At 73.2% G+C, this 13,095-nt stretch carries 12 protein-coding genes; 8 read left to right on the top strand and 4 right to left on the bottom strand.

Annotation, left to right across the window (positions count from 1 at the left end):
• The 3 genes from ABZS66_RS48185 to glgB form a co-directional block, all read left to right on the top strand.
• Window positions 1-742, top strand: a 742-nt coding sequence (locus ABZS66_RS48185) for an alpha-glucosidase C-terminal domain-containing protein (protein ID WP_354769780.1), incomplete at its 5' end; no start/stop codon positions are given.
• Complete coding sequence (locus ABZS66_RS48190) at window positions 739-2,091, top strand: maltokinase (protein WP_354769781.1); 1,353 nt, start codon at window positions 739-741, stop codon at window positions 2,089-2,091. The genes ABZS66_RS48185 and ABZS66_RS48190, both read left to right, overlap by 4 nt.
• 20 nt (window positions 2,092-2,111) lie before the next feature.
• A complete protein-coding gene (glgB, locus tag ABZS66_RS48195; RefSeq protein ID WP_354769782.1) occupies window positions 2,112-4,220 on the top strand; it encodes a 1,4-alpha-glucan branching protein GlgB in 2,109 nt (702 codons plus the stop codon).
• Window positions 4,221-4,253: 33 nt separating this feature from the next.
• Here the strand turns inward: glgB and ABZS66_RS48200 are convergent, their stop codons facing one another.
• Together ABZS66_RS48200 and ABZS66_RS48205 are read right to left on the bottom strand one after the other, a co-directional pair.
• Complete coding sequence (locus ABZS66_RS48200; protein WP_354769783.1) at window positions 4,254-6,047, bottom strand: hypothetical protein; 1,794 nt, start codon at window positions 6,045-6,047, stop codon at window positions 4,254-4,256.
• Window positions 6,048-6,184: 137 nt separating this feature from the next.
• Window positions 6,185-7,765: a glycoside hydrolase family 43 protein gene (locus ABZS66_RS48205; protein ID WP_354769784.1), complete on the bottom strand. Its 1,581-nt coding sequence runs from the start codon at window positions 7,763-7,765 to the stop codon at window positions 6,185-6,187.
• A 135-nt stretch (window positions 7,766-7,900) separates the two neighbouring features.
• Between ABZS66_RS48205 and ABZS66_RS48210 the strand changes: the two genes are divergently transcribed.
• Window positions 7,901-8,908 carry a LacI family DNA-binding transcriptional regulator gene (locus tag ABZS66_RS48210; protein WP_354769785.1) on the top strand — a complete coding sequence of 336 codons (1,008 nt, stop codon included), beginning with the start codon at window positions 7,901-7,903 and terminating at the stop codon, window positions 8,906-8,908.
• Here the strand turns inward: ABZS66_RS48210 and ABZS66_RS48215 are convergent.
• Window positions 8,894-9,325 (bottom strand): SRPBCC family protein, encoded by a 432-nt coding sequence (locus ABZS66_RS48215; RefSeq protein WP_354769786.1) that lies wholly within the window; start codon window positions 9,323-9,325, stop codon window positions 8,894-8,896. The two genes, ABZS66_RS48210 and ABZS66_RS48215, sit on opposite strands and share 15 nt — an antisense overlap.
• 43 nt (window positions 9,326-9,368) lie before the next feature.
• Between ABZS66_RS48215 and ABZS66_RS48220 the strand changes: the two genes are divergently transcribed.
• The 3 genes from ABZS66_RS48220 (at window position 9,369) to ABZS66_RS48230 (ending at window position 11,055) form a co-directional block, all read left to right on the top strand.
• On the top strand, window positions 9,369-9,968 hold the full coding sequence (locus ABZS66_RS48220; protein ID WP_354769787.1) for a pyridoxamine 5'-phosphate oxidase family protein: 600 nt from the start codon (window positions 9,369-9,371) through the stop codon (window positions 9,966-9,968).
• Window positions 9,969-10,026: 58 nt separating this feature from the next.
• Window positions 10,027-10,593: a DinB family protein gene (locus ABZS66_RS48225; protein WP_354769788.1), complete on the top strand. Its 567-nt coding sequence runs from the start codon at window positions 10,027-10,029 to the stop codon at window positions 10,591-10,593.
• Window positions 10,594-10,746: 153 nt separating this feature from the next.
• Window positions 10,747-11,055 carry a hypothetical protein gene (locus ABZS66_RS48230; RefSeq protein ID WP_354769789.1) on the top strand — a complete coding sequence of 103 codons (309 nt, stop codon included), beginning with the start codon at window positions 10,747-10,749 and terminating at the stop codon, window positions 11,053-11,055.
• A gap of 3 nt (window positions 11,056-11,058) precedes the next feature.
• Here the strand turns inward: ABZS66_RS48230 and ABZS66_RS48235 are convergent, their stop codons facing one another.
• Window positions 11,059-12,171: a nuclear transport factor 2 family protein gene (locus tag ABZS66_RS48235; RefSeq protein ID WP_354769790.1), complete on the bottom strand. Its 1,113-nt coding sequence runs from the start codon at window positions 12,169-12,171 to the stop codon at window positions 11,059-11,061.
• 26 nt (window positions 12,172-12,197) lie between these two features.
• Between ABZS66_RS48235 and ABZS66_RS48240 the strand changes: the two genes are divergently transcribed.
• On the top strand, window positions 12,198-13,095 hold an 898-nt coding region (locus ABZS66_RS48240; protein WP_354769791.1), incomplete at its 3' end, for a serine hydrolase.

Raw genomic sequence — 13,095 nt, forward strand, 5'->3', positions numbered from 1 at the left:
GCGCAACCACGACGAGCTGACCCTGGAGATGGTCACCGACGAGGAGCGCGACTACATGTACGCGGAGTACGCCAAGGACCCGCGGATGCGCGCCAACGTCGGCATCCGCCGGCGCCTCGCCCCGCTGCTGGAGAACGACCGCAACCAGACCGAGCTGTTCACCGCGCTGCTGCTGTCCCTGCCGGGCTCGCCGGTGTTGTACTACGGCGACGAGATCGGCATGGGCGACAACATCTGGCTCGGCGACCGCGACGGGGTGCGCACCCCGATGCAGTGGACCCCCGACCGCAACGCCGGCTTCTCCCAGTCCAACCCGGGCCGGCTCTACCTGCCGGTGATCCAGGACCACGTGTACGGCTACCAGTCGGTCAACGTCGAGGCGCAGAAGGAGAACTCGACGTCGGTGCTGAACTGGACCCGCACGATGCTCGCCGTGCGCCGCCGCCACGAGGCGTTCGCCGCGGGGCAGTTCCGGGAGCTCGGCGGCTCCAACCCGTCGATCCTGGCATTCGTGCGCGTCCACGGCGACGACGTCGTGCTCTGCGTGAACAACCTGTCGCGCTTCCCGCAGCCGATCGAGCTCAACCTGCAACAGTGGGCGGGGTACACGCCGGTGGAGCTGACCGGTCACGTCCAGTTCCCGAACGTCGGTCAGCTGCCGTACCTGCTGACCCTACCGGGGCACGGCTTCTACTGGTTCCAGCTGACGCCGCCCAGCGAGCAGCCTTGGGAGACGCGATGACGCACCTGCCGTTCACCGAATGGCTGCCCCACCAGCGGTGGTACGCGGGCCGGAGCCGCACCCTGACCGCGGTCGAGCCGGCCGCGGTGACCCCGCTGCCGGACGGCCTCGACCATGTCCTGCTCGACGCGCACTACGCCGACGGCGGCACCGAGCGCTACCAGGTCTTCGTCGGCTGGGACCTCAACGTCGCGGCCGAGCTGTCGGCGGCCGCCCTGATCGGCGCCGACGGCGACCGGACGGGCTCCGACGCGCTCTACGACGAGCACGCCTCCCAGCGCCTGCTCGCGCTCATCGACACCGGCGCCGTCGTCGAGGGCGTGCGCTTCGTGCCCGAGCCGGGCGTGACGCTGCCGGTCGACGCGCCGGCCCGCATCGGCGGCGCCGAGCAGAGCAACACCAGCGTCGTGTTCGACAGCGCCGCCGTCCTCAAGGTCTTCCGCCGGGTGAGCGCCGGGGTCAACCCCGACCTCGAGCTCAACCGGGTGCTGGCCCGGGCCGGCTGCCCGAACGTGGCGCGGCTGCTCGGGGCGATCGAGAGCAGCACCGCCGAGGGCGAGCCGGTCACCCTGGCCATGGTCACCGAGTACGCGCAGAACTCCGCCGAGGGCTGGGCGATGGCCGCGGCCAGCGCCCGCGACCTGCTCGCCGAGCACGACCTGAGCCCCGAGGAGGTCGGCGGCGACTTCGCGGGCGAGTCGGCGCGCCTCGGCGAGGCCGTCGCGCAGGTGCACCGGACCCTCGCCACCGAGCTCGGCACGCAGACCGCTCCGGCGCCGACGGCGGCGATGGCGGAGCGGCTCGACGCGGCCGTCGCGGCCGTCCCCGACCTGGCCGAGTTCGTCCCCGGCATCCGGGCCATGTTCCGCAACGCCGGCGACGACACCGGCGGCGACCTGATCGCCACCCAGCGCATCCACGGCGACCTGCACCTCGGGCAGGTGCTGCGCACCCCCGAGTCGTGGCTGCTCATCGACTTCGAGGGCGAGCCCGGCGTGCCGGTCGAGCAGCGCCGCCGGCCCGACTCGGTGCTGCGCGACGTCGCCGGCATGCTGCGCTCCTACGAGTACGCCGCCTACCAGCTGCTCATCGGCCAGGAGGACGACGGGGAGCTGGCCCGCCGGGCGCGGCAATGGGTCGACCGTAACCGTGACGCATTCTGTGACGGCTATGCTGCCGCGGCCGGGTACGACCCGCGCGACGATCGGGCCCTGCTGAGTGCGTACGAGCTGGACAAGGCCGTCTACGAGACGGCCTACGAGGCCCGGCACCGGCCGAGCTGGCTGCGCATCCCGCTACAGTCGATCGCGCGTCTGGTGAACGGCTCAGACCTGAGTGCAGGACGCTGACGAACAGGGTGATGGATCACATGTACTTCGACGACCTGATCGCCGGCCGCGCGCACGACCCCCACGGGGTCCTCGGCGCGCATCCCGGCCCCGAGACGACCCTGGTCCGCACGCTGCGGCGCGGCGCGTCCGAGGTGGCGGTGGTCGCCGACGGCGAGCGGCACCCGATGCGCCAGGTCCACGACGAGGGCATCTTCGAGGCCGACCTGCCCGGCGTCGTCAGCGACTACCGCATCGAGACCGACGGGGTCCTCGGCGACGACCCGTACCGTCACCTGCCGACGATCGGCGAGCTCGACCTGCACCTCATCCGGGAGGGCCGGCACGAGCGGCTGTGGACCGTCCTCGGCGCCCACGCGCACCCCGACGGCGTCGCGTTCACCGTGTGGGCCCCCAACGCGCGGGGCGTCCGCGTCGTCGGGGACTTCACCGGGTGGGACCCGCACGCGGGCTGGCCGATGCGCTCGCTCGGCAGCAGCGGCGTCTGGGAGCTCTACGTGCCCGGGGCCCAGCCGGGTCAGCGGTACAAGTTCCGCATCCTCACCCCGAACGGCGACTGGGTGGAGAAGGCCGACCCGCTGGCCCAGCACACCGAGACGCCGCCGGCCACCGCGTCGGTGGTGTACCGCTCCGGCTACGACTGGAAGGACCAGGACTGGATCGCCCAGCGGGCCGAGCGGCGCGCCTACGAGGAGCCGGTGAGCGTCTACGAGGTGCACCTCGGCTCCTGGCGCCCCGGGCTGTCCTATGTGGAGCTCGCCGACCAGCTCACCGACTACGTCACCGACCTGGGCTTCACCCACGTCGAGTTCCTGCCGGTGATGGAGCACCCGTTCGGCGGCTCCTGGGGCTACCAGGTCACCGGCTACTACGCGCCGACCGCCCGGTTCGGCTCCCCCGACGAGTTCCGCTACCTCGTCGACCGGCTCCACCAGGCCGGCGTCGGCGTGATCCTCGACTGGGTGCCGGCCCACTTCCCGAAGGACTCCTGGGCCCTCGCGCGCTTCGACGGCACGCCGCTCTACGAGCACGGCGACTGGCGCCGCGGTGAGCACCCCGACTGGGGCACGCTCATCTTCGACTTCGGCCGCAGCGAGGTGCGCAACTTCCTGGTCGCCAACGCGCTGTACTGGTGCGAGGAGTTCCACGCCGACGCCCTGCGGGTCGATGCCGTGGCCTCCATGCTGTATCTCGACTACTCCCGCGAGCAGGGCCAGTGGGCGCCGAACCAGTACGGCGGCCGGGAGAACCTCGACGCGATCTCCTTCCTGCAGGAGACGAACGCCACCGTCTACAAGCACCACCCGGGCATCATGATGATCGCCGAGGAGTCGACCGCCTGGCTGGGGGTGACCCGCCCCACCGACCAGGGCGGCCTGGGCTTCGGCTTCAAGTGGAACATGGGCTGGATGCACGACACGCTGACGTACGTCGGCAAGGACCCGATCTACCGCCAGTACCACCACAACCAGATGACGTTCGCGACCGTCTACGCGTGGAGCGAGAACTACGTCCTGCCGATCAGCCACGACGAGGTCGTGCACGGCAAGGGCTCCCTGGTCGGCAAGATGCCCGGCGACCTGTGGAAGAAGATCGCCAACGCCCGGGCCCTGCTGGCGTACATGTGGTCCTTCCCCGGCAAGCAGCTGCTGTTCATGGGCTGCGAGCTGGGCGACGAGGAGGAGTGGAGCGAGGAGCGCGGCCTGAACTGGGGCCTGCTCAACGACCCGTTCCGCTCCGGCCTGCAGCGCCTGGTCCGCGACCTGAACGCCACGTACCGCCGCACCGGGGCGCTGTGGAGCCAGGACACCACGCCCGACGGCTTCCGCTGGATCAACAACGAGGACTCGGGCAACAACGTCTTCTCGTACCTGCGCTGGGGCACCGACGGCTCGGTGGTCGCGGTGGTGATCAACTTCGCGTCGCACCCGCACGAGCTCTACCGCCTGGGCCTGCCGTTCGCGGGCCGCTGGACCGAGATCCTCAACACCGACGCCGAGACCTACGGCGGCTCCGGCGTGGGCAACTTCGGCGCGGTGCAGGCCGAGCCGACCCCGTGGAACGGCCTGCCGGCCTCGGTCCAGCTCCGCGTCCCGCCGCTGGGCGCCCTCTGGCTCAAGCTCAGCTGACGGCCCACCGCGCAGCGGCGCCAGCCCGGTGCGTCAGGGGTGCTCGGGGTCGTCGGTGAAGAGGGCCGAGCCGGGCAGTTTCGGCGGTAGCGGTGGGCAGTGGGCGTGGGCGGCGGCGATCAGGCCGCCGCACTGGGCCGGGAGGTCGACCAGCAGGTTGTGGTCGTAGACCAGGACCGTCCAGCGGCCCAGGTCCTCGCGGTGGCGCGGCGGGCCGAACTGCCCGACCGCCGCGTCCACGGTGCCGTACGCCGGGTGTTGCAGGTCGATGACCACGAAGCGGGCGTCGTGCAGGGACGCGTCGTACCACGACGCCTTCGACTCCCAGCGGAACGCGCGGATGTCCGGGCCGATGACCGGGGCCACCTGCACGGCGCCGCCCGCGGCGACGGTGACGTTGTTCGAGGCCCAGTAGCTGCCCAGGCCGTACTTCAGGTCGTGTGCCACCAGCCAGTCCGCGACGTGCGCCGCCTCGGCCGGGCGGGCACGGGCGGTCACCGCCTGGCCGGCGAAGGCCACCACCAGCAGCGCGGCCAGGGCGCCGGTCAGCCAGCGGACCCGCGGGCGGGTGACGAGCGCGGCCAGGCGGTCGCCCCAGACGCGGGCGGCCAGGGCCGCGCCGAACGGCAGGACGGCCACGATCTGGCGGGAGCTGGACAGGTTCTCGCCGGCCTGGGTCGAGATGATGTACGCGCCGAGGTTGCACACGATCGCGGCGGCGAGCAGCTCGGCGATCCGGTCGGCGGAGGAGGAACCAGCGGAGGCACCAGCGGAGGCACCAGCGCGGCGCACGGCACGTGAGCAGACCAGCACGACCGCGGCCGCGGCGAGCAGGAGCAGGGCCAGGTTCACCACGCCGGCCGCGATGTCGAGGGGCGCGAGGGGGCCGTCGTTGAGGTGCGGGAAGTACGCGCCGTAGTTCAGCGCCGTGGCCCGCGCGGCCAGCCAGGCGTGGTCGGGCAGGTCCCGCCAGTGGGCCAGCTTGGCGATCGGCGAATGCAGGGCGAACCCGCCGGCCCGCCAGATGAGCGCGAGGGCGGCCTGGGCCATCGCGACCGAGGCGACCGAGGCGAGCAGCAGGTGGGCGTCGGGGCCGCGCCAGGTGCGGTCGCGCCGCAGCCGGACGGCGCTCACCAGCACGAGCGGGATCGCGCCGATGAACAGGGCGAGGGGGTCGGCGACCTGGGCGATCGCGAGCAGGACGGCGACGCCGGCCGGCCACCAGCGGCCCAGCGGCGTGCGGGCCCGGCGGTCGGCCAGCAGGAGCATGACGAGCAGCGGCACGGCGGTGCCGGTGTGGTCGGGGACGTACAGCACGACGGCCCAGCCGCTGTGCGGCTCGGGGACGAGCAGCACGGCCACGACGAGCGCGACCCGGGCCCAGGCGGCCCGGCCGGTGGCCTCGCCCTTGGCGACGAGCGCGGCGAAGACGATGAGCAGCGTGTAGGTGATCGCGGACGCGACGTGGATCACGTCCTGGTCGAGGCCGTAGACGAGCTCGATCAGCGCGTACTGCACCAGCTCGGTCGGGTAGAACGACACGTCGCTGAGCGTCCAGCCGCTCAGCAGCACGTTGCCGTGCAGCATGTCCCAGGCCTGCAGGGCGTTGGCGCCGCCGTCGGCGTTGGTCGGCGTGGCCCGGGCCATGCGCAGGTAGCCGAACAGCAGCACGGCCAGCCCGGACACGACGAGGCCGGCGGTGGCGAACCGGCGCCGCGGGCGCGGCTCCGCGACGACCGGGGGTGCGGTCCGCTGGCGTGGGATGGTGAGGGCAGGCGCCGAGGAGCGGCTGGCGGGCCCCGCAACACCGCCAAGAGTGTGGCTCACACAGCCTCCGACGCTTCCTGTCCGCCGCGAGGTTCGCGGCACCCGGCAACAGTGACCCAGTTGTGATCACGGACCGGCCCATTGTGGGCCACCGCCGCCAGCGGCCGCTGTCCCGGATGCGCGGTGCGAGCGCCGGATCACCGACCGTGATAGGTCGCGTCGGAGAAGTACGCGGGCAGCCCTCCCCCGGTCCAGTCATGCGCCCACAGCCCGAAGAACATGCCGGTGAAGCCCCACTGGGTGGCCTGGCCGTCGTGCTCGAACTCGCGGGCGTGCTCGTCGGAGAGGACGGTCGCGTCGAACGGCCCCCACGTCTGCGTCCCGAGTGTGAACTGCAACACGGCATGGTCGAGCTGCAGGGCGAGGCGCGCCGGCCCGTCCACGGGCACGCGGGGGCCGTGGATGCTCACCCGGCCCCGGTCGCAGGCGAGCACGTCGCAGTACACCTGCCGCTCCTCGTCCGTCGTGACCCGCAGCAGGTACCAGTTCCGCGAGTTGTAGTACGCGGTGATCCCGGCCATCTGCTGGAAGCTCACCGGCGCCACGTCGACGGTCGCCGCGAAGGACGCCCGGAAGTGCTCGACGCGGCGCCCGACGAGGCTGGCGCCGTCGCGAGCGGTCGCCGACCGCCCGCCCGCGACGCGCAGCTGCCCCGGGCGCTCGGTCAGCGACAGCCAGTCGCCGGCCGCGGGCCGCCGCAGGGTGCTCCACTGTGGACCGAGCGTCTCCCCGGCGAAATGATCCGTCTCCGGTACCGGTGGCACGGGCGCGGCCGGCAGCGCCGGGGCGTCGACGGTGACGTGCGGCACACCGCCGGCGATCCGCGGCCATCCGTCGCCGGTCCAGGTGACCCGCTGGATCGCGGTCTCCCGCCCGAGGATGCACGGCCCGCGCTCGGTGAGCGGCCGGCCGACGAGGTGCGCGAAGAACCACTCGCCGGCGGGCGTGTCGACGAGGCTCCCGTGCCCCGCCTTCTGCAGCTCCAGCCCGGCGTCGTGCACCGACGTGACCAGCGGCCCGGCGGGGTCGGTCTCGTACGGCCCGAACAGGTCCCGGGACCGCGCGACCGTCGCCTGGTGTTCCCAGATCGTGCCGCCCTCGGCGGTGACCAGGTAGTACCAGCCGTCGCGGCGGTACAGGTGCGGGCCCTCGGTCTGCCCGACCGCCGTGCCCGCGTAGATGTCGGCGGGCGCGCCGACGAGCTTGCGGGCGCCCCTGTCGTACTCCTGGATGATGATCCCGTTGGCCCACGGGCGCCCCGGGCGCCAGTCGACCCGGTTCGAGACGAGCCAGCTGCGCCCGGTGACGCTGTCGTGGAACAGCGACGGGTCGAAGCCCCGCGCGTGCAGCGGCACCGGGTCCGACCACGGCCCGTCGATCGACGGTGCGGTGACGACGAAGTTGGGCACGTCCCAGAAGCCGCCGGCGTAGGAGCGCACGTCGGTGAAGACGAGGTGGAACAGCCCGTCGGCGTACGACAGGCACGGCGCCCACACACCGCCGGAGTCCTGGTCGCCGGCCAGGTCCAGCAGGTGGGTGCTGTCCAGGGCCCCGCCGAGCGGGCGCCAGTGCACGAGGTCGCGCGAGTGGTGCAGGCGTACCCCGGGGTACCACTCGAACGTCGAGGTCGCCAGGTAGAAGTCGGCGCCGACCCGCAGGATCGACGGGTCTGGATGGAATCCGGGCAGCACGGGGTTGCGGATCACGGTGCCGGTCATCTCGCTCCTCGAAAGTTTCGTAGGAGTTTCGGTCTGTGGTCCTTCGGGTGTACGGTCCCGATCAAAGGACAGCCAGGCGTTCCCGGCAAGGCTTTTCGAAACCTAGGACGGCTCATGGTCACCAAACGACCCACCATGGCCGAGATCGCTCGCGAGGCCAACGTCGCGATCTCCACCGTCTCGAAAGTGCTCAACGGACACACGGACGTCTCCGCCACGACGCGCCGGCACATCGAACAGCTGCTCACCGACCGCGGCTACGAGCGGCCCCGCGCGTCGCGCCGCCCGGGCCGCCGCAGCGACCTCGTCGACCTGGTCATCAACGAGCTCGACAGCGTGTGGGGCCTGTCGATCCTCAGCGGGGTCGAGGAGGTCGTCGAGGCCGCCGGGCTGGGCCTGGTCGTGTCGTCGGTGCACAACCGGGAGAGCCTCACCCGGCGCTGGCTGGAGTCGCTGCTGGCCCGCGGCTCGCAGGGCGCGATCCTGGTGCTGTCCGAGCTCACCGAGCACCAGCGGGCCGAGCTCGGCCGGCGCAGCATGCCGTTCGTGGTCGTCGACGGCGTGAGCCAGCCGCCGCCGGACGTGCCGTCGATCGGCGCCACGAACTTCGCCGGCGGGTTCGCGGCGACGGAGCACCTGGCCGGGCTGGGGCACCGGCGGATCGCGGCGATCGGCGGGCCGGAGCAGCTGCAGTGCACCCGGGCCCGGATCGCCGGCTACCGGGCGGCGCTGGAGTCGGCCGGGCTGGCCGCCGACCGGCAGCTCGTGCGGTACGGCAACTTCCATCACGACGGCGGGCTGCGGGCCACGCAGGGGTTCCTGGCCCTGGCCGACCCGCCGACGGCCATCTTCGCCGGCAGCGACCAGCAGGCGACCGGGGTCTACGAGGCGCTGCGGCAGGCGGGGCGCAGCGTGCCGCACGGCGTGAGCGTGGTCGGCTTCGACGACCTCAACTTCGCCGAGTGGACGGCCCCGCCGCTCACCACGGTCCGCCAGCCGCTGCACGAGATGGGCGTGGCCGCCGCCCGCACGCTGCTGCGCATCATCGGCGGCGAGCGCCTGGAGTCCACCCGCATCGAGCTGGCGACGCGGCTGGTCGTGCGGGAGAGCACCGGCGTGCCGGCCGCGTCACTCGCCGGCTGACTCCGCGGCCCGCTTGAGCCCGGCGGCCTCCATCCCGATGTACCGCCGGATCAGCCCGCGGTAGAACAGCGTCGTCACGGGGGCGAGCGGCCCGGCGAACGACAGCGTGAGCTCGACCTCGCAGGTGCCGTCGCCGCGCTCGGTCACCCAGTGGCCGGCCACGGTACGGATGCCGGGCGAGCGCGACGTCCACTCGAAGCCGGTGGCGTCGGTGCGGGTCACGGTGAAGGTCGCCGGCGGCAGCTTCGGCTGCTTGATGACGACCGTCTCGCCCACGGTGAGCGGCCCGGTGCCCGCGCGGTCCACCGTGGACACGGTCTCGGTCCAGGCGGGCCAGCCCTCGACGGCCTGCACGATACGGCTGATCACGGGCAGCGGTGCGGCGACAATCACCGTCTCGCGGAAGTCGACCGTCATGCGCGGGACTCTACTGCCGGCTGAGCTGGGGCAGGATGGGGGCATGGGGAAGTACTACGAACAGATCGACGGCCGGCTCAGGGAGTTCATCGAGGCGCAGCACATCTTCTTCACGGCCACCGCGCCGCTGTCCGGCGACGGCACCGTGAACCTGTCGCCGAAGGGGCTGACGGGGTCGTTCGCCGTGCTCGACGAACGCACGGTCGCCTACCTCGACTACGCCGGCAGCAACGCCGAGACCATCGCCCACCTGCGCGAGAACGGCCGGATCACGCTCATGTGGTGCGCGTTCACCGGGCCGCCGAACATCGTGCGGGTCCACGGCCGGGGCGAGCCGGTGTTCCGCGACGACCCGCGCTTCGCGGGCCTGCTCGCCGCCTTCCCGGGCGCTCCCGTCGAGGACCACGGCCTGCGCGCGGTCATCGTCGTGCACGCCGAGCAGATCCGCGACACGTGCGGCTACGCGGTGCAGTTCATGACCTACGACGCCGACCGCGACCTGCACGGGAAGCGGTTCGCCCGGGAGGACGACGCCTCCCTCGACGCGTACTTCCACAAGAAGGACCACGTGGCCACGAGCATCGACGGCCTGCCCGGCCTGCCGCTGCCACTGCCCCCTTTGCGGAAAGCGGCCGGAGCCTGACCGGATCCCGCGCGAAGATGGTCGGTGACGGAGTCCGCGACAGCCGAAGGGGATCGAGATGCCGGGCAACGTGCCACCGGTCAAGGACGAGCGCGAGGGCCTGCTGGCCTTCCTGGACCAGCAGCGGCAGGCGGTGCGGGTCGCCGCCCACGGGCTGACCGACGAGCAGGCCCGCCACGTGCCGGGTCCGGGCACGCTCAGCGTCGGCGGGCTGGTGAAGCACCTGGCGCAGATGGAGCGCAACTGGCGGTGCATCATGGTCCAGCAGCCGGCCCCGCAGATCGACTACGCGAACGGCTTCCGGCTGCTGGAGGACGAGACCCTGGCCCAGGCGCTCGCCGACTACGCCGAGGTCGCCCGGGAGACCGAGGCGGCGGTCGCCGGCTTCGCCGACCTGGGAGAGCCGGTGCCGGTACCGAAGGGCGTCCCGTGGTTCCCGGACGACGTCGACGCCTGGTCGGTCCGCTGGGTGCTGCTGCACCTCATCGAGGAGACCGCCCGCCACGCCGGCCACGCCGACGTCGTCCGCGAGGGGGTCGACGGCGCCACCGCGATGCCGCTGCTGGCGGCGGCCGAGGGCTGGCCGGCGTCGCCCTGGTTGCAGCCCTGGCAGCCGCCGTCCTGACCCGGCGCTGTTTGCCCAGGCTGGTCGCCGGAGGCAGTGTCCGAAGGCGATCAGCCCGGACGCGCGCAGGGACTCCAGCCGGTCGTTGTTGACCGGAACTGTTCAGCGCCGGTCCGCGACCGCCGCCCTTGACAGGGCTGGCACGCTTCGCTCATGCGCAACGGGTGGGCGTGGGGCATCGCCGTGACCGTACTCGGCGGCTGGACGGCGGCGATGCTGCTGCTGGGGCTGGCCCTGACGAACATGGGGTTCCTCGCGCCGCGGACCGACGCCCAGCACGGCCGCTTCCTTCTGGGCTTCCTCGGGGCCCAGGCCGTTGCGGTGGCGGCCCCGGCGGCGGCCGCCTGGATGGCGGCCCGGCAGGGCTGGCGGCCGGTCGCCTGGACGTTCGGCGGCATCGCGGCCGGCTTCGCGGCCGTGATCGGCGGCTGGTACCTCCTGAACGCGATCGTCCAGCCATAGGGCCTACGGCACCTGAGGCGCCGCTGCCGCCGGGTCGGCGTAGGCCTGCATGTGCACCACCCGGCCGTCGACGACGGTGAAGACGTCGGCGACCGTCACGTCGCGGATGCTCAGGTCCTGGACCACGCCGTGGACGCGGTGGACGACGACGATCCGGTCGCCGCGGCGAGTTGCCGCCGGCTCGGAGTGCAGCTCCAGCCAGTCGTCGTGGGAGGCCTGCAGGTAGCGGGCGACCGCCGCCGGCCCGACGTGCCGGCCGCCGTTCGGGAACTCGTCCGGCTCGATCCACTCGACGTCCGGATGCAGGTCACGCACCGCCCCCGCGATGTCGCCGGCGGCGAAGGCGGCGTAGGCCCGCAGCACGAGGTCGACATCCGCGTCACCCGCCGGCTCCACGTCGCCCGCCGGCGCTGACTCGCCCACCGGCTCCGCCTCCACTGCCGGCTCCGAGTCCGCCGACGGCTCCAAGCCGACCTCCGGCTCCGGGTCCGCCGCAGGCTCCAGGTCCACCTCCGGCTCCGGGTCGAGGATGGCCTCCGTCCAGGCGCCGGCCGGTGCGTCCGAGTGCGCCGGTGCCGGGCGGTCCGGACGTTGCGCGACGGCCGGGCGGTCCGGCCGCTGGTCGAGCGCGGTCGCGGTCCAGGCCGCGGGTGGGGCGTCCGAGTGCTCCGGGGCCGGCCGCTCCGCCTCCGGCGCGCGGGACCACAGCCGCCCGCCGCCGCCGAGCGGGGTGCGCGGGGTGGCCCGCAGCGGGACCAGGTGGACCCCGTCGGGCGGGGTGGCGAAGCGGCCCGTCCCCCACCGTACCCACAGCGCCAGCCGGCCGGCCGTGGCCTCGGCGGCGAGCTTGTCCAGGGTCCGCCGGCGGTCGGCGTGGTCGACCTCAACGACGACCGGTGGGCCGTCCGCCCGGGCGAACCCGACGTCGACGACGGAGTGGCGCTGCTCGTACGGCGGCGGCAGCGGTACGACGCTCGCCGCCCGCGGGTACACCCGCCAGCCCTTCGACCGGCCCCACTCCGACACCGCCCCGACGACGAGCCGGGTCACCTGCGCCTCCGTGCGGTCGCTGAAGGTGAGCCGGTCGAGCCACGCGGCCAACTCCGACGCCTCCATGCGGGAGAGCCTAGGAGACTGGTCGGGTGAGGGCAGCAGCGGCGCGGATCCGGCGCGCGTACCGGCGGCAGACGGCGCGGGCCGGGGGCGCCTGGCACAGCCACGTCGCCCTGGTCGACGGCGCCGGCGTGCCGCGGGCGGTCGTCGAGGACGACGCCGACCACGTGACCAAGGGGTACAGCGTCCAGAAGCTCGCCGTCGCGACCGCCGTCATGGCCAAGGTCGACCGCGGCGAGCTGCACCTCGGGCAGCGCCTCGATCTGCCGGCCGGCATCGTCCTCGGCGGCAGCGGGATCTACCACCTGCAGACCGTGTGGGGCGACGAGGTCACGCTCGCCGGTGTGCTCACCGCGATGCTGCTCGTCTCGGACAACACCGCGGTGCGCATGTGCGGGCGGGTCGTGCCGGCGGCGGAGCTCAACGAGATCCTGGCCGCGAAGGGCTTCACCCACACCCGGGTCGAGCCGGTCGCCGACCCGCACCGGTTCTTCCTCGGTGACACCACGCCCCGCGAGACGCACGACCTGCTGTGGCGGCTGGCCACGCGGACCCTGCTCAGCCCGGCGTCCTGCGACTTCCTGCTGCGCATCCTGCGGTGGACCAACGGGTACCACGACGGCGTCCGCCGGACCATGTCGTCCGCGGAGCGCACACGGGTGGCCACGAAGCACGGCGCCGACGTCGACGACCGGGGCGCCGCCCGCCACGAGGCCGGGATCATGTTCGATGCCGCCGGCGTGCCCGCGCTGACGTACGCCCTGTTCGCCGACGGCCTCGGCGACGCCGGCAACTACGGCGCCACCCACCCGGCCGTCCGGGCCCATGCGGCCCTCGGCCGCGCCTGGTTCGACGCCTGGTTCGACGCCCGGTTCGACGCCCGGTTCGACGCCCGGTTCGACGCCCGGTTCGACGCCCGGTTCGACG

Origin of the sequence: Dactylosporangium sp. NPDC005572, from assembly GCF_040605515.1 — a bacterium.
GTDB lineage: Bacteria > Actinomycetota > Actinomycetes > Mycobacteriales > Micromonosporaceae > Dactylosporangium.